We start from the raw sequence: 20,384 nt of genomic DNA, 5'->3' as shown, positions 1-20,384 counted from the left end.
CCTGAAATGGCACATTATTTGTAGGAGGTGGACAAGAAATGTCTAGAATTATTGGTGTGGAACAATCATTATCAAATATCGAGGATGCTTTAAAAGCACAGGGCTATGAAGTCATCCAGCTTCGCAATGAAGAGGATGCGAAAAAATGTGATGCTTGTATTATTACAGGTCAAGATCGCGATGTCATGGGAATTAGTGATCCAGTCATTGAAGGCCCTGTGATCGATGCGAATGGACTTTCGGCAAACGAGGTCGTTCAACGCGTCCAAAAATATTTCCACTAAAACCTCAAGTGCTGTCTTCATGTCATTTTTGACAAGAGCAGCACTTTCCTACATACAAATGGTCTCTACTTATAATACCTTGCGTTCTTGTACAAACTAATATACACGAACTTCAAAAAGTAGGGAGACATATGAGCCAAAAACAGATTGCAATTGTTATTTTAATGCTTACGACTACACTACTGCTATCAGGCTGTTGGGATGTAACAGAGCCACAACGCATGTATTACGTACAAGGTGTCGGGGTTGACTATAAGGATAATGAATATACAGCATACCTACAAATTATCAACTTTGCTAACGTAGCGAAAACGGAATCAGCTAATCCAAATGCTGCCCCTACCGAAATTGGCCAAGCGAAGGGAAAGACAATAGAAGAAGCCATTTACAAATTGTATCGTTCAATGGACCAAGAAGTATTTTGGGGACATATGACCTTTCTTCTCTTCTCAGAGAGTGCTATGAAAGATGAACATGCTATTGCGGTTATTGATACTTTTTTACGCTTTCGCGAGACCAGATATCATATTTGGGTTTACTGTACCCAAGATCCTATTGAAGATGTTTTATTAGTTTCTCCATTGTTAGAGAAATCACCAACTGCTGCCAAATTAAGTAATCCCAAAAATACAGCGAAACAGGAGTCATTTGTAGAGCCTGTCAATTTAAGACAACTAGTCATTGGCTTAAATGAGCCCAACCACGAAATGAAAATTCCTTACGTAACCGTCAACGAAAACTGGGAAACAATGGATGGCTCCAAAACTGCAACCGTTTTTGCTGGTGTCGGTATTCTTTCAAAGGATAGTTTTAAAGGCTATATTAAAGGCAAATCGGCACGTGGAATCGAGTGGATGAATGATGAAACAAAGCAAGGAGAAATTACCGTCGAATTAGAAAATAATGAAAAAAGTGATTACTTAACTGTCGATATTAAAAAGCTTGATGTAAAAGTCAAGCCAATTGTCAAAGGTAATGACGTAACATTTGAAATAAATTTAAAATTCGATACGATTTTAAATGGTTTTAAAGGGAAGCTGACACCCAATCAGGTAAGAAAAAAAGTAGAAAAAGCCGTCAAGGAAGAAATCCTAACTACCTTTGAAGAAGGACTAAAAATGGATGCGGATATCTTTCGCCTATCCGAATATCTCTATCGTAGTAATGTAAAGGCTTGGAAGAGATTAGAGAAGGATGGCAAAATTCCTTTAAGCAAAGATTCCATTAGCAAAATCGATATTCATATTAATAAAGTAAGCCCTGGCCGTAAAACATTTGCAGAAACGATTACCGAATAACAGGTAGAGACCATCCAAAATGGCATGGTCTCTTTCTTATGGCCACCTTGTCATGCTATATTAATGGAAAAGATCAGGAAACTTTCTACAGATAGGAGTTTGAGACGATGATAAAAGGTTTTGGCGGAATATTTTGGCGAACTAAAAATCTAGAGGTTGTGAAGAAATGGTACAATGAAGTCTTGATGATTGAAATAAACGATTGGAATGGGACAATCATTAAACCCCATGAAGGCAATGAAACGATCTTTTCTTTTTTCAATGAACAGGACAGTTATTTTCCCACAGAACAACAAGTAATGTTGAATTTCCAAGTACATGATTTAAACGATATGTTAATGCATCTTGAACATCTCGATATTCCCCTTGCAAAACCTCTAGAGAGTAGCGAATTTGGGAAGTTTATTTGGATTAAAGATCCAGAAGGTCGACTGATTGAGCTTTGGGAGAAGTAGTTTGTAGTCTTTCCTAAATACGGTCACAATAAATAAGAGCATGTTTTGACATATAATCAAAACATGCTCTTTAAGTTTTTTATTTAATCCTACACGGCTATACACTTTGCTTTTTCTCTTCAAGCGAGGGGAACCCAGCTCGAGACCACAGCCATAATGGCGTATGAATATCGATTGGGGCGATCCCTGTTCCTTTGAGTGCTTGCTCCCATGCATTCGCTACAACTCTCCGATCATTCGCTCCCCCATCTAACACCTCATCCATACATAATCCCAATTTAACAGTTGCTTTCATTATATGTGTATCTGGAGCTATTGTTATAAGCTCACGAGAACGCCACCTAATAGATGCATAATTTTCCAAAACATATAGCCAGTAATTGAAAATTTTAGGTCCAGATAAATAGGGGAATTCCGCTTTGCGAGTATGTTGCATCAGCTCTTTTAAAATAGCAATATCAAAGTGAGCAGATTCGATCAGCCCCTGTACATCTCCGTTTGCTGAGGAATTTACAATACCTTTCGCTACTCGCTGCCATATCTCAGGGTGTCGATTAGGTTGTAAACCAACACGATGAAGTAATAATGCTTCGCGTAAATCATGAATATCACAATTTGCGGCTATTTTAGGATGAAAAATCCATGCTGTTTTTTCATCCTGATAAGCCTTTACAACAGATTCCCACAACGTATAAGAATTTCGTTGATAATTCAAAGCCATTGCTAGCGTTAACACATGAAGTAAATCTGCATCTTCTACAACACCCTTTAAAACATCTTCAGGCATTACTTCCCCACCAAGTTCTCCTTCTTCATACATCTCCAATAAGGTTCTAACCTTCTTTAATAATTGTACATTTACCATTTAAAGTCCTCCAAAGCTTGCCTTCCCCTATCATACCTTAAATCTAACAATTCGGATTGAATTTTCCAACTATTTGTTAACACGCAAGCGGCTTACAATCCTATCCAAGTGGTGTTGTTCATATAAAAACCCCCTTTAAAGAAGACATGTAATTGACTAAAATTTACATTGTCTATTTAAAGGGGCAATTAATGGAGACTGGTCCTACCTACTGTATTAATGGCTCGTTTTTTTATTAACAATATAATCCCGATAAACTAACAGGGCGACAAGGAGAAAGCTTAGGCTAACAAGTCGGAAAATCATTTCTATACTCATCCACTCAGCTAAAATCCCTAAGATAAATGCGCTCATACCGACCCCAACATCAAAACTGGAAAGAAAAGTGGCATTGGCTGCACCACTTTTGGCTTCACTTACTTTTTGAACAGCCCAAGTTTGTAAGCACGGCATAACGGTGCCATAGCCTGCACCAAATAAAATCGCTGCGAAAATCAAAGTGAAATTATTTGTAGTATAGGATAACACGATTAATGATAGAAAACCGAAAATCGCTGACATAATAATGATCGACCATGGTCCATGCTTATCAAACCATTTCCCTGTAAAAGGACGTATTAACGTGGAAACAATTGCGTTAATAAGAAAGAATAGAAAAATCTGTTGTAATCCCTTTTGTTCACCAAAAAGAACTAAGAATGTAATAATGGCGCCGAAACCAAGCGTCGTCACAACAGTCAATAATGCCTGAAACCTTACTTCTTTTTCAAATATCGCTTCTATAAATCGAAATGGCTGCTTGTCATTTTGAATAGGTGCCGTGGAATGCACAAATGAAAGCATTATGATCGCAAAAAGGCTTAGTAAGGCTGACGACCAAATCAGCGTGTGAAAAGAAAAGGTACTGTAAATAAGAATCCCGAGACTGGGTGCAACAATTGCTCCCACGGTTGTGGATACCGAGAAATAGCCCATTCCCTCTCCTAATCGAGCTTTAGGGATACTATCTACAGCCATTGTACTATTGGCTGTCGTGGATACACCCCACGCTGTTCCATGGAAAAGTCGGAGTAATAGGAAAATCCAAATCGTATTAAGCAATGGATACAGCATTGTAATTAGTAGTAATGCTGTACTTGCCACAATCGCTAGTTTTTTCCGCTTATGATCCATTAAATAGTACCCTATAAAAGGTCTTATCGTAATGGCACCTAGTGTAAATACCGTCGTCACCAAGCCTACTTGCATCGGATTGGCGTTTATGCTTAATAAATAGGCTGGTAAAATAGGCAATAGCATTTCAAATCCTATAAAAATAAAAAAATTACTTAGAAATAGAAAAAGAAATGATGAAGTAAAAATTAGTTGTTTTTTCATAGTAAATTCCTCGCTTCTAATTATTTTTCTAAATTAGAAGCGCTTGGAACACTGCAACATTCCTTAATTGTCTTAGTTTTTTTAGCAATTAGCTCACCCTCTCTCCGTTTTATCACAACAAAAAAGACGCCATAAAACCGGCGTCTACCAATTACTTTGTATGGTTAAAAAGTCATTTTTCACACATGACTAACAAAGGCAAAAAGCTTCCGGTTACTACTTTCACTATGCTGTTTTCTTAAAAAACTACAGACTGATCCCTTTGAGCCTAAATCATCTAATTGTAAAAATGTCTTTACCTCAATCGCCGTTCTTCTGAAAATCGTTTCCATGACTTTTTGCCTCCTCTCTCAAGTTCAATTCATAGCTTACTATAATCTAATACAAGTTTACCACAAAAGCAAATGCAACGTTGAAACTATGTATAAGACGCAAAATATTTTCCCCGCATCGACTATTTATAAAGTTCTTTCCTTGTCACCGTCTATTAATTGCACATGCACATTGGAGGAAACACCTCCCTCTATATGATTAGGAACATTTGTTAAATCGAGTAATTCCTTTAGATGAATAGCTTTTTCACGATTGGCCTCGATGGTCACATGATATGGCCCTGTTATATTCATAAGTGAATTCATCCGTTTATCGCCTTTAAAAAAATTCGTATCGATAAATTGTAAATCAAAGGACACAGCTTCATTGCTTCGATTATGTAAGACAATGGTACATTCCCCATTCATTAAATCTTTTCCTACCATATCAAAACGACATGCTCCATCCCCTTTGTATGAAATGGCCATAATGCCACTAGCAAAGGTTTCTTGATATGCCACAATGAGCAAATGGGGTAATAATGAATAAAGTAATACTACAATGACAAATGTTCGAAAATGATATTTGTTGATGCTCCTAAGTAGTAATATCATAGCAATTATAAATAAAATCGAGCAAAAGATGCCAAGTAACACGTATCCATCTTGTGTTTCGATAGGAATTGACATGAAGGTAGTATGTGCCATCATCGCTTCATTGTAGGGATACGGAAAAAACAGACACATACAAATACCCAACATAACGATTGACCCTATGAACGTCTTTTTATTGTTTATCATATGCTGCCTCCTTTCTAAAATTTGACTAGGTGATATACAAATATGCATACACCAATTTACCATATATATCCTTAAAAAGAAATGAAGCCTATAAAAACAACTATTTTAAAAAGAGTCAATCCGTCTGCAGGCTGAGATGTAGCACCGTCTATAGTGCATTTCCAAATTTAAGGTAAATTGATATGATTAAGCAATAAGAGGAAATTACAAGAAGAAAGAAGGTGTTCATTTTAGGTATGAAAATATTTTGGTGGGCTGTAAATATTGTGTGGTTATTGATTTTTTCTGGCATCGCCGTATTTATTGGGGCAAGGGATGTGGATGGTGCAGGGATTGTGCAAACACCTGAAGTGAAAATGGTTTCATTCGTTATTTTGGGCATCATGTTTCTAATAGTTGTGCTTATACAATTAATTTTTCTTTACTTTATTAAAAAAAGCACAAAAGCTCATTATACGAAAATCTCTTAAAAAGAAGCGAGAGGCTATTTTAGCACTCGCTTCATTTTTCATCTTGATTCACATAGCTCCCTAAAATTACAGCCACGACAATGCCAGTTTTCTTGTGTTTGTTCAAAGTCCTCGATGTCTACGGGCTCGTTGGAAAAAATATCTGCCTGATACTTTTTCATTTCTAAAACACTGCGCTGAAACGTATACAAAATATTTTCCATATCGATGTCTGTAAAACTATATTTCTTGCGCTTGCCTGTTAATAAATATTCATTATAGACCTCGATTTGTGCTAGAGACACTCGGTATTTTTGCTGAACATAGTAAGCGTAGAGGGCTAATTGCTGACGGTCATCATCAGACTCTCCACCAGTCTTCCAGTCAACAATAATCCATTTATCCCTCAGTTCATCATAATAATGAAAGTCCATAACAACGAATATCTGGACATCTTCCACTTTCATCGAGCGGAATTGCTCTGGTTCTCCGATACGGAGCGAGCCTTTTTGTGAGGTGATCTGCTGAAATGTTTCACTCATCAAAAAATGATTAAAGACAAGTCGTAAACGTTCTTTGTAGTCTTGCACAAGCTCAGGAGAAAGTGTGCCATGATAATAGATTTCCTGCATCATATAATACTTATTCGGCTTTTGCCTCCAAAAGTCAAGACGACGAGTGGAGTCAATAAAGGCTGCATTCAGCTGCCCGCGACCTAATTGAATTAGCTCCTCTACAGTCGGAGCTTTTCCTGTTTGTAAATAATCATTAATGGCCTGCTCAATGTATCGATGGACAATTTGCCCAAATAAAATAGGCATCGATTGCAGCTTTTTTAAGCGATACACCTGTTGATGATATGGTTCCACATTGTAACTGAGCCACCCGTTATGTGAAAAGTAATATTCATAGCCATATTTGCGGGCGCAGCTTGTCAATGTTTTATGACGCGATAGCGACCACGAAAAGGTTGGATAGGGTGAAATTTCAAACAGGACAATCACCTCCTAAAGCTGATGGATGAAATCATAAACAAGCTGTATAATCAGCACAATCGTTACAATACGCAGTAAAAGCTTTACCTGATGTGCCTTCACTTTTCTGGCTAGCACAAGCCCAATTTGTGCACCAATCGTCGAGCCAATCATTAAAATAAGCGTTAAGGGCCATTCAATTTTCCCTGTAGCAATATAGGTAATCGCTGCGCCTGAGCACATTGCAAATACCCCTACCCGTGATAGCCCCACGGCTTTAATATAGGAAATCTTCTCATGTGCATATGTATAAAGCGCCAATGTACTACTGCCAGGACCAAACATACCGTCATAAAAGCCAACTCCAAGAAGGATAGGACCGTTTTTTCGATTCATCGTAAAGCGTTCCTTGTCGCCAAAATCAGCTCCCCCCATAAAGGACATGACAAGCGCAAAGCCAAGTAAAATAATAGCAATGAACGTCAATGATTGACTACTCATGAAGGAAGCGAAAAGTCCACCCAATGTGCCTCCGATTAAAGAGACAAGTAACACCGAACGCATTTCGTTCCAGGCTAATTCCTTACGTTGATAAATCGTATAAAAGCTCGAAAAAGCACTCACCATATTGGACACTTTATTTGCGCCAATTGCCGAATGGACGGGTACCCCCATTAGCATCATCGTTGGCAAGGTAATTAAGCCACCACCCCCAACTAACGTACCAATGACATTCCCAATGATGCCAATTAGTAAAAACAACAAGTATTCCATAATATCCTTCTTTCTCTAGCACAAAAAGCAATCATTCTATGATACAGTATAACAGATTGTTATTATCAATGATGATGGAAATGAGGAGCAAGGATGCATATACAACAAAAAACACCTACACCACGCTTTTGTCACCAGCTAACTGTTATTGTGGCGACTATTTTTTTAGCTGGTATTACAGCGACACTTATTCAATATGGCAAGCTCCCAGCCACGATTCCTGTCTTGCAAAGCTTTACGAGTGACCATGCCCAATTCGGACCAAAAATCGCTATTTTTTATTTACCCTTTGTCGCTCTTATGCTCTTTCTACTTTTACACTATTTGGAGATAAAGGCCGCTTATCCAGTGATGCGTAAAAATAAAGCACCACTATCCCATAGACAGCGACAAAATGGCATCCTAACGTTTTGTCTCATCAAAAATAGTATTCTATTGTATTTTACCTACTCCCTTTTCAATGATCTTACGGTGGCTTTAGGACGCGAACGTATTTTACAGCAATGGCATGCTTACTTATTTTTACTGCTGTTATTTGGCATCTTCATGATGGGTATTGTGCGAGGCATTTTGTTGGATAAAAAATCTAATGCAAAAAATTAGAGAGCATGTTTTAACAATGAACATGCTCTTCTTAGACTAATTATTATTCAATGGATGTCATTAATTCATAAAAATATTTTTTCTCCTGCGTCTCATAAAGCTTATACCAAGCATGTAATGTTTCTGGTGTAAAAACATCGAGCAGCCTCAAAACATGGTAGGCAAAATCCAACGGTGCAATGCCAGATGCCGTTACTAAATTCCTTTCAGTTACGGCTGGCTTCTGTTTAAAATGTTCATCCCCAATATAATGTGGACAAAGCATCTTCAAGTATTCGAGATCGTTGCTCGTATGGTGTCTTGTATCAAGCAAATCAAGCTTTGCGAGACCGAACGTTGCACCACAAATTGCAGCTACGAAAACTTCTTCGTTCAACGCTTTTGAGACTTTATTCAATACAGGGTCATGAATAGATTCTAGCCATGTATTGCCTCCTGGAAGAATCAAGACATCCATGCTGTTCAAGTGACATTCAGCAACGGTCATCGTCGGAAGTATGGTGATGCCACCCATCGTCGTAACAGGACTTCTATCAATCCCTACTGTCATCACCTCTAAAGGCTCTAACCCCTTTTTAAAATACCTACCTGTATTTAATTCGGCCATTAAATATCCTATCTCCCAATCTGCCATCGTATCAAATACATAAAGATATACTTTTCTTGTCTGCATAATAAACACTCCTTTTTATGAATGAAACTATGCTTAGTATAAAAAAGCTTTACTGACATTCTCCGTCAGTAAAGTTTTCATTTTCATAAAAATGTATAAGCTCATAGAGAACGTCAATTATCGTTTGCTTTAGACTTATAGGTTCTACTACTTGGATTGATTTTCCATAGGGAAAAAGTAAATAGGGTACATATGTATGTAATGCTTCCTCATCTACTAAAAATATTGCGTTCTTATTGGTGCGTTCTTTGAGGTGATACTTTAAAAACCAATGCTGACTGATCGCATCCACAGCACTTGTCTTTCCACAAATGATGAAGGGCACAAGGTTCTGATTATCTTCGGCTTGGGGAAATAGGCTTTTCATAAAAAAATCACTGGCAGAGAAAGATTGTGGTCGTTGGAAGGGAAGGACTGTTTGATGCAGACTGCTAATTCGGCCTACTTTAAAAGTACGGATTTCATTTCTTACATGACAAAATGCAACGACATACCAGTTTTGATTCCAATAAACCAAACCATATGGATTGACCACCCTCGACTTAGATTGCACTTCGCTATTAGTACGGTATTCCATTTCTATAGATGTTTCCTTTACTATACTCTCTTCTAATTTTTTTAATAGAGGCTCCAATGAGGATTCTACAGGACCGATTATCTCAAAACCTTGTAAATGCTGTTGAATCATTCTTTCTTGCTCTTGATTTGAATACATTGTAAGCTTTGCTGTTGCACTGTTTAATGCCTCATCTAAAAAATAGCCAGCTTCTTTTGCAAAAATAGAAGCATGAAGTAATGCCGCTTTCTCATCAACATCAAAAATAAGAGGACTTTTAATAAAATTATTTAACAGGGTATATCCTCCATGATGACCTGTTTCAGCTATAATCGGCACACCGCTGGCAGAAAGTGAGTTAATATAGCGGTAAACGGATCTGATATTAATCTCTAATTTTTCAGCGATTTCTTTCGCGGTAATTTTCCTACCTGAATTCAACATCCATAAAATCTGCATCATTTGATCCATTTTAGACAAACATTTTCACCTCATTGAATTAATTTATGATTTTTGACACAAAATCAGGCTACCTGATACTGTTATCAAGTAGCCCTTCCATTATGCCTTTACCAATTCATCTTCCATTTGCTTAAAATTATGTATTAAACCGTATTTCTGTATGCCACGTGCTTGTTGGATGCTGGCATCCGCGAATTGGCGGAAATTAGCCTGATCCTTTATTGTACAGGCATAGACCGCTTCAATTGCAGGTTGCATCCACGGCTGTGTTAGTTTATCACTTCTCATATCGGCCGCTCGACCTTCTAGCGCAGCAATATAGCATAGTGCATAGCTAGTTAAAGGCTCCTTATCAATTTGTCTTGCGGCTACTTTAGCAGCACCAAGATTCTCCTCCATAATGGCCTTAATAAAGAGGTAATTGTACTTAATGGCTGGCTGCTTATAATGATGGATGATGACATCGATTGCCTGAATCTGTTCCTCTTTTGTCCCGTAAGCTGATGCATAGAGAGCAGCAAATATAGGCTCTTTTCGGTGATTTTTAACCCATTTATCCACCTGCTCCATATTGTTTGTGCGATATAAAATATGTATATGGCGATAAATCATCCCTACCGCAATTAATGCAAATATCCCAAGAGAGATGGATAGACGAACACCCGCTAAGGACAGCGTCAATGCCAATAAAATAATAGCTAAATAAAAGAATGTTAATTTAACAATTTTCATATTACCTCCTACTGTAATTTCCTACGCATTTTACGAGAAAAGATATAGCCTGCCCCTATAAAAAAGATAAGAGCCATCACTTTCATAATAGGAATAATAAACAGCTTGCTTATAACGACTACAACGAGGATATAATAGACAACCATCGCCAGTAAAAACAATGTCAGCTTATTCACGAAGTTCCCTACTTTCCTTTAGTGCCGCCTCAATCGCTGCTAAAGCTTTTGGACCCATTCCATGAAGATGAGCTAATGTAGAAAGCTCAACTCTTTCTAGCTGCTTCAATTCTGTATAGCCCGCTGCATGTAATGCGCGAATTGCTGGTTTTGCTACTCCCTTAGGCCACTCTGTCATGCTTGCACGTCCCTTCACGAAAAAATCTTCTCTGCCCTATTATGCAAGTGACAGCAAAGAAATGCAAATAAGTCAAAATTTAAACATATACAAGCACGCCGCTATGAAATTAACGATACTATGGATACTCCAGCTAGTGACAATGGAACCTCCAGCAATTCGTTCGTTCACCCAGCCCATCACATAGCCAGCAAGCGCTGTAGTAAGCACAACTAATAAGATTACATGAAGCGGAAGCACCGACCATAGCATGGCCCCATGAACACAGCCAAAAATAATACTTTGCAAGAGATTTGCTACTTGAAAATCAAAAATCTTCATCAATCTCTTTAATAAAAAGCCGCGAAATAATAGCTCCTCTGATAAACCTGTTTGAATAATAGCGTAGAAAAGTGCTGGAATGACGGCAGCAGCTCCAAGTCCCGCGAATTGATTCGCCGCTAGCAAGGAGTGATCAATATAGAAAAAGACTAGCGCAAAGCTTGGTATTAACATCGTGAAAATAGAAAGTACAATGTACATAGCATACCTTCCCTTGTGCACAATAATAGGCTTTTGCAATCCTATCCACGTTAAAAAGGGCTGTTTTTTTCTCGCTGTACAAAGCCACCAAATAAACGGAATCATTGAAAATAACATCACTTGCAAAATGGCACTGATTAAACTATTCATCATCTTATTTCCCCTCCTGTTTACTACAAGCATAGAAGAAAGTGCCATTTTTTTCAATAGTTATTTAATGATAAACATTAAATTATTTATTTTTATTATTAATTATTAAATGTTTTACAATAAAAAACGATGTCAAAGGGCTTCTCCTTTGTCTTTTCTGTTATTTTCATTTATACTCTATTACAGATATTAAGGGTCTGTAATAGAGGTAATAAAACACTGGAGGCTATCACAATGCGTACATTATCTACACATTTATTAGAAAAGGCACGAACATATGAGCAAAGCACGCGGATTTCAGTGCCTGCCTATGACACATTATTTGCCGTGACACAAGCCTATTTCCGCATGCACTTAGGGGAACCAGAAGCATCCCTGCTTGTTGTAGGAGCAGGTGGGGGCAACGAGCTTTCTGCATGGGGACCAACAAACCCTAAATGGATGTTCACTGGGGTTGACCCATCTGAGGAAATGCTCCAAATCGCGCAACATAAAGCCGTGCAACTGGATATTGAAAGTCGCGTTCAGCTACTACAAGGAACAATTGAGCGCTTACCACAATCAACACCGAAATTCGATGCGGCAAGCTGTATCCTCGTTCTTCATTTTATTGAAGATCGACAGGAGAAACTCCATTTACTGCAAAATATTCACAAGCAATTAAAACCTGGAATGCCCTTTGTCCTCGCTTGTGCCTACGGAGAACGAGAAAGTGACGAGCTACAAGATCGCATCAAAATATGGCAAAGCTACTTTTTAGATGCCGGCTATACAAAAGAAAAGGTAGATAGCATGGGCAAGGGCATCATGAATATTTCCTTCCTCTCCGATCAAGAAATCCAACAGCTATTATGTGAAGCAGGCTTTCAAAATATTACCCGCTTTTTCTCATCAGGTCTCTTCGCAGGATGGATGAGCCACGCATAACCACAAAGCCCCCACCATAGTCACAATCAATGGTGGGGATGAAACTTAGATTTATAGTGGTATTGAGCGGGCTCTCCACCAACTCCCATCACATCGAAAAAAATCACCAATAAATACTGTAATAATAAACAGTTTCATCAACCGTCATGCCCATTTTTTCATAGAGCTTCTGTGCTTGGACATTATCTCTGGCGGTTTCAAGCATCATGTAACGAGCACCTTCCTGCTGACAATAGGCATAGCATTGATCCATCAACGACTGTGCTATACCTTGTTTTCTGGCTTGTTCCGCCACAAATAAATCATTTAAGAGAAACGCTCGTTTCATAGCTACAGATGAAAAGACTGGAAACAATTGTGCAAATCCAACTGGCTTCTCCTCCAAATATGCCAGAAAAATAATAGACTCTCCTCCCATCACTCGCTCCTGTATAAACTGCTCAGCTTGCTGTAAATCAGATGATTGTCCATAAAATTCACGATAGGCATTAAATAATGGGACTACGTCTCCCATCGTTTGCTGTGTCACCATACAAATTTTCATATTTTAATCTCCATTTCCTTTTGATTGTCCTTCTAGTATGATGGTAGTAAATAATCTGACATTTCAAAAGAAACAGTTCCAAATATTTTAACATGTCAAGGTGGTGCCTTATGGACGATTTAATCTTTCTATTAACAGAAAAAGAGGCAAAATATAAGCAAGTGTACCAGCAAATTAAAGCACTTATTATGCAAGGTACACTTCAAACAGATGATTCCTTGCCCTCTATACGAAAACTTGCAGAAACTTTACAGGTCAGTCGTAATACTACATTAACCGCTTATGAACAGCTTGTGGCAGAAGGATACATACGTGGGGAGGGACGAAAAGGCTATTTCGTCAATGCGCTAGAGCAGGTTTTTCTACAGGAGCAGGAACCGCCTCTTATGTTACAGCCAAAAAGACAGACTGCATCATACCTCGTAGATTTTCGTGCAGGGGCGGTCGATCAGCAACATTTTCCCATGAAAACATGGCGCCAAATTGCCAATCAAGTATTACAGGAATCAACCTGTTACGAATACGGAGAACTGTTTGGAGAATCAGTGCTAAAGGAGCAGCTTGTGCCGTATTTACTGCAAGCAAGAGGGGTTTATACAACGAGCGACAATATCATCATTGGTAGTAGCACACAGCAAATGCTCTTGTATCTTGGCTTTTTACTAAAGGATTCTTTCCCAAGCATTCTTTTGGAAGACCCTGGCTATAATGGTGCACGTGAGGCCTTCCAGTTACATCACTTCGAATTAGAGCCACTACCTGTAATGGAAACAGGAGCTCAACTTGACATACTCCAAAACTGTCAATCACGCTTAATGTATGTCACCCCGTCACATCATTTCCCATACGGTGTGTCCATGTCTATTCAGCAGCGACAGTTCTTAATACAATGGGCTCAACAAGTCGATGGTTATATTCTAGAGGATGATTATGATGGAGAGTTTCGCTATACACAACAGCCATTTCCTGCCCTTGCTTCCATCGACTCATCAAGGGTAATCTATCTCGGCACCTTCTCCAAATCGTTTTTACCAGGTGTGCGTTTAAGCTATTTGGTGCTACCAAATGCACTTGTTCAGCCCTATAAAGAGCGTTTTGCTCATTTTGAACAAAATGCTTCGTCCCTCCATCAACGCACAATGGCCCAATTTATGGCGCAGGGAGAATGGTCACGCCATATTAAACGAATGCGTTTGACCTATAAACAAAAAATGCAGCACCTTGTACAGGAGCTACAACGACATTTCGGTCAGCAAATAGCCGTGTTAGGCGAGCAATCAGGACTATATGTATTAGTGAAGATAAAGTCTCCGCTTTCCGAGCAGCAGCTGATCCAACGAGCGGCGACTTACGGTGTGAAGGTTTATCCGACAAGCCCCTTTTTTATCCATCAAAAAAATGAGGAACCAATGCTTCAATTAGGCTTTAGTAAATTAGCGTTGGAAGAAATCAAGCTGGGCATCGAGCTGTTAAAAGAGGCGTGGCAGCCATAACCGTCAACGTTATGGCTCTTACCATACCACTTAAAAATAATCAATAAATGTTGGGATACCTACTGGTAAAACCGCCTCGAGCAATGCAATTTCCTCTGTACGTCCCTGTAATCGTTCAATTCTTTCTAAATAGGTTGGACGTTTGTAGCCTAACAGCATAGTAGCCAGTGTTTGCACTGTTAAATGCACAGCATTCATGTCCAACGTCTCACTTACCTTCTGCACAGAAAGGTTTCCATCTTTCATTTTGATGATGTAGGTGCCATTATTCCACGCCACAGTGCGATCACTGACAGCTAGCTGAAGCTCGAAATTCTGACCGACAAATGGATAGCGCAGTAAAAATTCTTTGACATCGACGATTCTTGCCATGAAATATGGCGATACCTTTTGAATGATCTCACTATCCTCTAATAGAAAGGCTACCGCTTCATTACCAGTTGTTTTCCCGTAGACATTGTAGACCATTGAGCTGTGAGCCGAGACGAAATTCCATAAACCTTTACGAGCCTCTTCCTGCAAATAGACGATTTCATCAATGTAATAATTTTCCTCCATAATACGATAGAACATGTAGCCCTGTGCCACATCTTCTTCATCATAGTAGACCGCTGCCTGAAGGTTCACATCACTATCTATAAATTTCTCCTCCCAGAAATCCTCCTGAAATTTCTCGTTCCAGGCAATACTATTGCGCACCATTACCCCATGCGTCTTCTGCGCATAGCGTGCGTAGATATCCACCACATCCTCATGCTTCGGATCAACTCTGCGAATTTTCCCATTTAGCCCAGCATAATGAGGAAGCTGTGTATCCTTCACTTGAAACTCCACAATATCACTCATAATTTCCCATCCCTTTTTGCGGTAATAAGGAATAGAATATGGAAATAAATAGGATATATACTGTCCTTCATTTCGCATACTTTGCAGACTTTCAATGATCAAGCTCTCCATTAAGCCATGTCCTGAATATTCAGGGTATGTCCCAACTGCTGTGATGCCACCCATTTCATAAATCTTGCCATGCACATTCACCTCAAAAGGCAAACTTAAAATTTGCGATACAAGCTGTGAACCATCAAACCACCCGATAGCATGCCCTTCATTAAATTGCCTACTCTTCGCATTCACAAAGCGACGATCCTTGTGAATGGACATTGACATTTGAAAGACATAATTCAGTAAATCAATGGACTGTGCCATTTCATCCAATCGAATTTCTCGCATGATTAAGCCTTTTCGTTGATTCATGATTCCCTCTCCTCATCAAATAACTCTCTTAATATCGACTGTGGTGCATCCAAAAAACGTTTGGTCACGATGTAATGAATGGTATCCTCATAGCGAATGGATTCAATTTCTCCTTGATCAAAACTATAAATCGTTGCATTCGGATAGCCAAGCAAAATGGGTGAGTGTGTAGCAATAATAAATTGTGCCTCATGCTCAAGGTCCTTCATTATTTTCAGCAAGCTCAGCTGCCTCGTTGGTGACAATGCCGCCTCAGGCTCATCCAATAAATAAATGGCTTTACCCTTAAAACGATTCATAAATAACGCAAGAAAGGATTCACCATGAGATTGATGATGTAGTGATTTCCCACCAAAAGCGTTATATCTCCTTGGATCTTCTATCAAATCAATATGACTGGCAAATTGATAAAATGTTTCTGATCGAAGGAAAAACCCATTCGAAATTTTCGGCAGCCACGACAAACGGATATATTCCCCCAATGAAGATTCCGCCTTATGTACTTCATATAAATTTTGACGACCGCCACCAGCCGTATTGAAATCGCAGCGATCAGCAATCGCCTCCAGTAATGTTGATTTCCCCGAACCATTTTCCCCAACAAAGAACGTCACATTCGTCGGGAACTCCAGCTCATGTAAATCCTGCAAGCTTGGAATATTAAAAGGATACGCCTGTTTATTGGGAATCGTATCCTGTAACACCTTACATGACTTTAAATACATTTCATTTCCTCCTTACTCTTATTATAGCGAACATCCCCCTAGCTGAAACGTATTCCACCCACCTGTTTGATTAAAATATCACCTTTTTATGTATCCATTCGAGCCAGCCACCACATAAATAGCCTAAAACAGCTGACGAAGTCCCTACCATTTTCACAATTCGCTATGAGATATTTCCCGAGAAATAAATAAAAAACATGTCGAAAGTTGCAATTTCCAAAGGTAAAATCATGTCATATTTTTGATTTTCTTATAAAATAAGCTGACATTGACCTCCTCTCTAACTGATTAAGTGAATGATTTCCCTGCAACATGCAGTAGTGTTTTCCCTTGCAATTTTATTTCGCAGTGGCTTGCTGATCAATTCTCTTAAATAAGCAAGTTGCCCCTCATTCCATGATTACCTTGGATTTTTTTCTGGAAAGGGTTGCCTCTCTATTATGATCACCTAGGGTTCCTTTCTGAGCGGGTTTTCTCTCTTTATGATCACCTAGACTTCCTTTCTGAGCGGGTTGTCTACCTTTTTGATCACTTAGACTTCCTTTCTGAGCGGATTGTCTACCTTTTTGATCACTTAGACTTCCTTTCTGAGCGGGTTGTCTACCTTTTTGATCACTTAGAAATCCTTCTTGAGCGCGGATTCCCTCACTTGATGTTCACCTTTAACATTTTTCATCACTCTTCAGCGTCTTCCACCATCTCCAAAGTTCTAACTATTATCCTCCGCTCATAAATTGAGTAACAATCAAAAGTCAGAAGGAGAATCGCGATGTTTGTGACTCATTATTATGAAAACAAGACGTCCGTTTTAAGTCAATTGCTCGTCAAGTTACCTACTGTGGAAGAGGATATTCGCATTAAAGGGCGCAAGGCAAAGGTGTTGGAGGTACTTCAAATTGATGACAACAATTTTCATGTGAAGATATTGTTCGAAAAAATCCCTAAAAAGCAGCCACTTAAAGAGCTTGGAAAGAAAAAGAGATAGTCGACTAAAACATGGTTTATTCCATTAAATTTCGGGAATAAAATAGGCAAGGATTGCGAATCATTCTCACCTTAAATTTCTTCAAGCATATCCGTTGACTTTTTAATTGATAACAATTATCATTATCAATAGATTATTTCTTTCTCCAAATTGCTTCATTCAGAATCCCCCTCTTTTTTGAATAAGCATGTATCAAACGGATATTCTTACATCAGACTAAGAGTATCCGTTTTTATCTGTACATGAGGAAAATTTTACATACTAAAGGAGCTGTTTTGACATGGATTATCGTATTGAAAAAGACACTATGGGTGAAATTAAAGTACCTGCTAATAAAATTTGGGGCGCGCAAACACAGCGCAGTAAAGAAAATTTCCAAATTGGTACAGAACAAATGCCAATCGAGCTTGTGCAAGCTATGACAATCCTAAAGAAAAGTGCGGCGATTGCGAATAATAAACTAGGCAAACTTTCTGATATTAAAGCAAATGCCATCGTGCAGGCTGCAGATGAAATTTTAAATGGTCAATGGGACGATCAATTTCCTCTTGTGGTTTGGCAAACTGGTAGTGGTACACAATCCAATATGAATGTGAATGAGGTCATTGCTCACCGTGCGAATCAACTATTAGAGGATGCTGGTGAAGCGGACCGTATTCATCCAAATGATGATGTCAATAAATCACAAAGCTCAAATGATACATTCCCAACAGCATTGCATATTGCGGCTGTTTTAAAAGTGGAAGATTATTTATTACCAAGACTACGTTTACTAAAGGCAACTTTGGAAGATAAAGCAGCTCAATTTAAGGACATTATTAAAATTGGTCGTACGCATTTACAGGACGCGACACCTCTCACATTAGGTCAAGAAATTAGCGGCTGGGGAGCCATGCTCTCAAAATCAGAGCATATGATTATCCAAAATATTGACTATATGAAGGAGCTTGCAATTGGTGGAACAGCGGTCGGTACAGGAATCAATGCTCACCCTGAATTTGGTGATCGTGTGGCTGAGGAAATTAGTGAGCTAACAGGCAAACAATTTACATCAGCTACAAATAAATTCCATGCCCTAACAAGTCATGATGAAGCAGTTGTAGCACACGGTGCATTAAAGGCTTTAGCGGCTGATTTAATGAAAATTGCCAATGACGTTCGCTGGCTAGCAAGTGGCCCTCGTTCAGGTATTGGTGAAATTACGATCCCAGAAAACGAACCAGGCTCTTCCATTATGCCAGGTAAAGTAAACCCTACTCAAAGTGAAGCAATGACAATGGTTGTCACACAAGTAGTTGGAAATGACGCAACGATTGCCTTCGCCGCTTCTCAAGGTAACTTTGAATTAAACGTCTTTAAACCAGTCATCATTTACAACTTCTTGCAATCAACTCGCCTATTAGCGGATACAATGAAATCATTTAACGACCATTGTGCAGTAGGCATTGAGCCAAACAAAGAAGTACTCGATCATAATTTACAAAATTCATTAATGCTTGTAACAGCGTTAAACCCATATATTGGCTATGAAAACGCAGCAAAAATCGCAAAACAGGCCCACAAAGAAGGCACGACCTTAAAGGCAGCAGCCATCGCAAGTGGCTTACTTACAGAAGAACAGTTCGATGAATATGTAGACCCAGCAACAATGATTTATCCCAACGTAAAATAATGAAAGCGACCATAAAAAGATTGAGGCTAATGTGCTTCAATCTTTTTTGTTTATGGGAAATATCTTTAAGAAAGCAAAAAATCGCATTCATGCCAAATAGCTTCCTAATAATCCATCCTCCATTACAGATGCTTATAACAAGTTAAAATTCTCTCAGCTTATCTCATTCAGCTTTAAATTAAACGACAATTCATCGTCAATCAAATTATATGTATTACTTTTTTCTTGTTTAGATAATTTAGAGATATAATGATAGTAGTTTGGTAATATTTCAAAATCATAATTTAAATAATCTCGTATTAATTGGTCATCTTGAAATTTTGAAACATCCCCGTCTAACAAATCATGTTTTATTAACTCTTTAGTATTGTTAATAAAATCAGATACTACGTATGACAGAACATTGTTCTCATATCGTAAGTTTTCAGAAGCACCTGAATAATTTAGTAAAGATAGTAATGTCGCATTATTAAAATTTTGTTGGTTAATTAAAGATGAAATCTCCATTAAGTAAATCGATTCTAGGTGGTCATGATAAGGATTTTCAATATCTACTCCATTATACATTGCTTGTTTCTCAAAGGGTCTTATTCTCCCGGTTTTTAATAGTAATAAGTGATTATGATTGCTTAGATAGATGTTTTTGGAAGTATCTAATCTAAGTAAATTATCTCCGTTTGGAAGTAATGGATTTAATCGTTTTATCTCTCCTGTTGAAGTGTTTACTAAAAAAATACATTGATAAAAGGGATGTCCATAGTTAATTTCTCTTTTCGTAATAAAATACAATAAATATTGAGGATTAAGATAAATTAACTTGGAATAATAGCTTTCATCCTTAATTTCTTCAGAAGAAAAATAATTATTTAAATTTAATGTGATAGCATGTATTTGATTAAATGTTTCAAGATTAATTCTATAAAAGTTTATGTTATTTTTTTCTTTTAGACTAAAACAAAATTCATTATTCATAATATCCAAAGCAAACTCGTCATAGCGGGTGTCTAATCGTTGTATATTTTTGATCGTGCCGTTTTTTAAATTAATCTCACAATGCGCAATACTAGCATGTTCTAATAAAATAGCTTCAAACTCTTCTTTAACTTGATTTGTAGGAATTAGTTGTTTATTACTCAAAAATATC

General features: G+C 38.2%; 25 protein-coding genes. 9 read left to right on the top strand and 16 right to left on the bottom strand.

Annotation, left to right across the window (positions count from 1 at the left end; all coding sequences use genetic code 11):
* The first annotated feature begins 38 nt into the window (after positions 1-38).
* From MKZ14_RS09065 to MKZ14_RS09055, 3 genes are all read left to right on the top strand, one after another.
* Complete coding sequence (locus tag MKZ14_RS09065; protein WP_036081217.1) at positions 39-284, top strand: YkuS family protein; 246 nt, start codon at positions 39-41, stop codon at positions 282-284.
* Positions 285-415: 131 nt separating this feature from the next.
* The gene (locus MKZ14_RS09060) at positions 416-1,582 is read left to right on the top strand and encodes a Ger(x)C family spore germination protein (protein WP_333004563.1); all 1,167 of its coding nucleotides are present in this window, start codon (positions 416-418) and stop codon (positions 1,580-1,582) included.
* Between the two features lie 107 nt (positions 1,583-1,689).
* Positions 1,690-2,037 (top strand): glyoxalase, encoded by a 348-nt coding sequence (locus tag MKZ14_RS09055; protein ID WP_333004561.1) that lies wholly within the window; start codon positions 1,690-1,692, stop codon positions 2,035-2,037.
* Positions 2,038-2,134: 97 nt separating this feature from the next.
* On the opposite strand, the gene MKZ14_RS09050 is transcribed toward MKZ14_RS09055, so the two are convergent.
* The 4 genes from MKZ14_RS09050 to MKZ14_RS09035 form a co-directional block, all read right to left on the bottom strand.
* A complete protein-coding gene (locus MKZ14_RS09050; RefSeq protein ID WP_333004559.1) occupies positions 2,135-2,902 on the bottom strand; it encodes a hypothetical protein in 768 nt (255 codons plus the stop codon).
* A gap of 216 nt (positions 2,903-3,118) precedes the next feature.
* Entirely contained in the window at positions 3,119-4,279 is a 1,161-nt protein-coding gene (locus MKZ14_RS09045) for an MFS transporter (protein ID WP_333004557.1), read from the bottom strand.
* 179 nt (positions 4,280-4,458) lie between these two features.
* On the bottom strand, positions 4,459-4,611 hold the full coding sequence (locus MKZ14_RS09040; RefSeq protein ID WP_333004556.1) for a hypothetical protein: 153 nt from the start codon (positions 4,609-4,611) through the stop codon (positions 4,459-4,461).
* Positions 4,612-4,737: 126 nt separating this feature from the next.
* The gene (locus tag MKZ14_RS09035; protein WP_333004555.1) at positions 4,738-5,391 is read right to left on the bottom strand and encodes a hypothetical protein; all 654 of its coding nucleotides are present in this window, start codon (positions 5,389-5,391) and stop codon (positions 4,738-4,740) included.
* Positions 5,392-5,627: 236 nt separating this feature from the next.
* On the opposite strand from MKZ14_RS09035, the gene MKZ14_RS09030 reads away from it, so the two are divergent.
* Positions 5,628-5,861: a DUF3923 family protein gene (locus MKZ14_RS09030; protein ID WP_333004553.1), complete on the top strand. Its 234-nt coding sequence runs from the start codon at positions 5,628-5,630 to the stop codon at positions 5,859-5,861.
* 38 nt (positions 5,862-5,899) lie between these two features.
* Here the strand turns inward: MKZ14_RS09030 and MKZ14_RS09025 are convergent, their stop codons facing one another.
* On the bottom strand, positions 5,900-6,844 hold the full coding sequence (locus tag MKZ14_RS09025) for a PD-(D/E)XK nuclease family protein (protein ID WP_333004552.1): 945 nt from the start codon (positions 6,842-6,844) through the stop codon (positions 5,900-5,902).
* Positions 6,845-6,847: 3 nt separating this feature from the next.
* On the bottom strand, positions 6,848-7,588 hold the full coding sequence (locus MKZ14_RS09020) for a sulfite exporter TauE/SafE family protein (RefSeq protein WP_004228897.1): 741 nt from the start codon (positions 7,586-7,588) through the stop codon (positions 6,848-6,850).
* A 93-nt stretch (positions 7,589-7,681) separates the two neighbouring features.
* On the opposite strand from MKZ14_RS09020, the gene MKZ14_RS09015 reads away from it, so the two are divergent.
* Complete coding sequence (locus MKZ14_RS09015) at positions 7,682-8,191, top strand: hypothetical protein (RefSeq protein WP_036081232.1); 510 nt, start codon at positions 7,682-7,684, stop codon at positions 8,189-8,191.
* 43 nt (positions 8,192-8,234) lie between these two features.
* On the opposite strand, the gene MKZ14_RS09010 is transcribed toward MKZ14_RS09015, so the two are convergent.
* The 6 genes from MKZ14_RS09010 to MKZ14_RS08985 form a co-directional block, all read right to left on the bottom strand.
* Positions 8,235-8,864 carry a type 1 glutamine amidotransferase family protein gene (locus tag MKZ14_RS09010; RefSeq protein ID WP_333004551.1) on the bottom strand — a complete coding sequence of 210 codons (630 nt, stop codon included), beginning with the start codon at positions 8,862-8,864 and terminating at the stop codon, positions 8,235-8,237.
* A 49-nt stretch (positions 8,865-8,913) separates the two neighbouring features.
* Positions 8,914-9,900: a YafY family protein gene (locus MKZ14_RS09005; protein WP_258859271.1), complete on the bottom strand. Its 987-nt coding sequence runs from the start codon at positions 9,898-9,900 to the stop codon at positions 8,914-8,916.
* A gap of 81 nt (positions 9,901-9,981) precedes the next feature.
* Positions 9,982-10,614: a hypothetical protein gene (locus MKZ14_RS09000; protein ID WP_131519892.1), complete on the bottom strand. Its 633-nt coding sequence runs from the start codon at positions 10,612-10,614 to the stop codon at positions 9,982-9,984.
* A gap of 8 nt (positions 10,615-10,622) precedes the next feature.
* Entirely contained in the window at positions 10,623-10,790 is a 168-nt protein-coding gene (locus MKZ14_RS08995) for a hypothetical protein (RefSeq protein ID WP_016993359.1), read from the bottom strand.
* Positions 10,783-10,968 carry a hypothetical protein gene (locus tag MKZ14_RS08990; RefSeq protein ID WP_048390683.1) on the bottom strand — a complete coding sequence of 62 codons (186 nt, stop codon included), beginning with the start codon at positions 10,966-10,968 and terminating at the stop codon, positions 10,783-10,785. Before MKZ14_RS08990 ends, MKZ14_RS08995 begins: the two co-directional genes overlap by 8 nt.
* 72 nt (positions 10,969-11,040) lie before the next feature.
* Entirely contained in the window at positions 11,041-11,643 is a 603-nt protein-coding gene (locus tag MKZ14_RS08985) for a CPBP family intramembrane glutamic endopeptidase (RefSeq protein WP_333004546.1), read from the bottom strand.
* A gap of 231 nt (positions 11,644-11,874) precedes the next feature.
* Between MKZ14_RS08985 and MKZ14_RS08980 the strand changes: the two genes are divergently transcribed.
* Entirely contained in the window at positions 11,875-12,567 is a 693-nt protein-coding gene (locus MKZ14_RS08980; protein WP_339280826.1) for a class I SAM-dependent methyltransferase, read from the top strand.
* A 103-nt stretch (positions 12,568-12,670) separates the two neighbouring features.
* Here MKZ14_RS08980 and MKZ14_RS08975 read toward each other — a convergent pair whose 3' ends face one another.
* Entirely contained in the window at positions 12,671-13,111 is a 441-nt protein-coding gene (locus MKZ14_RS08975; protein ID WP_333004542.1) for a GNAT family N-acetyltransferase, read from the bottom strand.
* 110 nt (positions 13,112-13,221) lie between these two features.
* Between MKZ14_RS08975 and MKZ14_RS08970 the strand changes: the two genes are divergently transcribed.
* Positions 13,222-14,604, top strand: coding sequence for a PLP-dependent aminotransferase family protein (locus tag MKZ14_RS08970; RefSeq protein WP_333004541.1), 1,383 nt, complete (start codon positions 13,222-13,224; stop codon positions 14,602-14,604).
* 30 nt (positions 14,605-14,634) lie between these two features.
* Here the strand turns inward: MKZ14_RS08970 and MKZ14_RS08965 are convergent, their stop codons facing one another.
* Both MKZ14_RS08965 and MKZ14_RS08960 read right to left on the bottom strand, forming a co-directional pair.
* The gene (locus tag MKZ14_RS08965) at positions 14,635-15,858 is read right to left on the bottom strand and encodes a GNAT family N-acetyltransferase (protein WP_333004540.1); all 1,224 of its coding nucleotides are present in this window, start codon (positions 15,856-15,858) and stop codon (positions 14,635-14,637) included.
* Complete coding sequence (locus MKZ14_RS08960) at positions 15,855-16,583, bottom strand: AAA family ATPase (RefSeq protein WP_016993352.1); 729 nt, start codon at positions 16,581-16,583, stop codon at positions 15,855-15,857. Before MKZ14_RS08960 ends, MKZ14_RS08965 begins: the two co-directional genes overlap by 4 nt.
* Positions 16,584-17,352: 769 nt before the next feature.
* Here MKZ14_RS08960 and MKZ14_RS08955 point away from each other — a divergent pair.
* Positions 17,353-17,568 (top strand): hypothetical protein, encoded by a 216-nt coding sequence (locus MKZ14_RS08955; protein WP_312130176.1) that lies wholly within the window; start codon positions 17,353-17,355, stop codon positions 17,566-17,568.
* Between the two features lie 280 nt (positions 17,569-17,848).
* The gene (fumC, locus tag MKZ14_RS08950; RefSeq protein WP_333004535.1) at positions 17,849-19,240 is read left to right on the top strand and encodes a class II fumarate hydratase; all 1,392 of its coding nucleotides are present in this window, start codon (positions 17,849-17,851) and stop codon (positions 19,238-19,240) included.
* A 153-nt stretch (positions 19,241-19,393) separates the two neighbouring features.
* Here the strand turns inward: fumC and MKZ14_RS08945 are convergent, their stop codons facing one another.
* A complete protein-coding gene (locus tag MKZ14_RS08945) occupies positions 19,394-20,377 on the bottom strand; it encodes a hypothetical protein (protein WP_333004533.1) in 984 nt (327 codons plus the stop codon).
* Positions 20,378-20,384 lie beyond the last annotated feature (7 nt).

The sequence above is a fragment of the Lysinibacillus sp. FSL P2-0066 genome, assembly GCF_037969495.1.
Lineage (GTDB): Bacteria > Bacillota > Bacilli > Bacillales_A > Planococcaceae > Lysinibacillus > Lysinibacillus boronitolerans.
This window is presented reverse-complemented; position numbering and strand designations above follow the sequence as displayed.

Coding starts and splice junctions, on each gene's coding strand:
- MKZ14_RS09020 (WP_004228897.1), bottom strand. CDS start 7,588: ATGGAATACTTGTTGTTTTTACTAATTGGCATCATTGGGAATGTCATT.
- MKZ14_RS08980 (WP_339280826.1), top strand. CDS start 11,875: ATGCGTACATTATCTACACATTTATTAGAAAAGGCACGAACATATGAG.
- MKZ14_RS09010 (WP_333004551.1), bottom strand. CDS start 8,864: ATGCAGACAAGAAAAGTATATCTTTATGTATTTGATACGATGGCAGAT.
- MKZ14_RS08990 (WP_048390683.1), bottom strand. CDS start 10,968: ATGACAGAGTGGCCTAAGGGAGTAGCAAAACCAGCAATTCGCGCATTA.
- MKZ14_RS09040 (WP_333004556.1), bottom strand. CDS start 4,611: ATGGAAACGATTTTCAGAAGAACGGCGATTGAGGTAAAGACATTTTTA.
- MKZ14_RS08975 (WP_333004542.1), bottom strand. CDS start 13,111: ATGAAAATTTGTATGGTGACACAGCAAACGATGGGAGACGTAGTCCCA.
- MKZ14_RS09045 (WP_333004557.1), bottom strand. CDS start 4,279: ATGAAAAAACAACTAATTTTTACTTCATCATTTCTTTTTCTATTTCTA.
- fumC (WP_333004535.1), top strand. CDS start 17,849: ATGGATTATCGTATTGAAAAAGACACTATGGGTGAAATTAAAGTACCT.
- MKZ14_RS09035 (WP_333004555.1), bottom strand. CDS start 5,391: ATGATAAACAATAAAAAGACGTTCATAGGGTCAATCGTTATGTTGGGT.
- MKZ14_RS09050 (WP_333004559.1), bottom strand. CDS start 2,902: ATGGTAAATGTACAATTATTAAAGAAGGTTAGAACCTTATTGGAGATG.
- MKZ14_RS08965 (WP_333004540.1), bottom strand. CDS start 15,858: ATGAATCAACGAAAAGGCTTAATCATGCGAGAAATTCGATTGGATGAA.
- MKZ14_RS08955 (WP_312130176.1), top strand. CDS start 17,353: ATGTTTGTGACTCATTATTATGAAAACAAGACGTCCGTTTTAAGTCAA.
- MKZ14_RS09055 (WP_333004561.1), top strand. CDS start 1,690: ATGATAAAAGGTTTTGGCGGAATATTTTGGCGAACTAAAAATCTAGAG.
- MKZ14_RS09060 (WP_333004563.1), top strand. CDS start 416: ATGAGCCAAAAACAGATTGCAATTGTTATTTTAATGCTTACGACTACA.
- MKZ14_RS08970 (WP_333004541.1), top strand. CDS start 13,222: ATGGACGATTTAATCTTTCTATTAACAGAAAAAGAGGCAAAATATAAG.
- MKZ14_RS09015 (WP_036081232.1), top strand. CDS start 7,682: ATGCATATACAACAAAAAACACCTACACCACGCTTTTGTCACCAGCTA.
- MKZ14_RS09030 (WP_333004553.1), top strand. CDS start 5,628: ATGAAAATATTTTGGTGGGCTGTAAATATTGTGTGGTTATTGATTTTT.
- MKZ14_RS09000 (WP_131519892.1), bottom strand. CDS start 10,614: ATGAAAATTGTTAAATTAACATTCTTTTATTTAGCTATTATTTTATTG.
- MKZ14_RS09065 (WP_036081217.1), top strand. CDS start 39: ATGTCTAGAATTATTGGTGTGGAACAATCATTATCAAATATCGAGGAT.
- MKZ14_RS08960 (WP_016993352.1), bottom strand. CDS start 16,583: ATGTATTTAAAGTCATGTAAGGTGTTACAGGATACGATTCCCAATAAA.
- MKZ14_RS08985 (WP_333004546.1), bottom strand. CDS start 11,643: ATGATGAATAGTTTAATCAGTGCCATTTTGCAAGTGATGTTATTTTCA.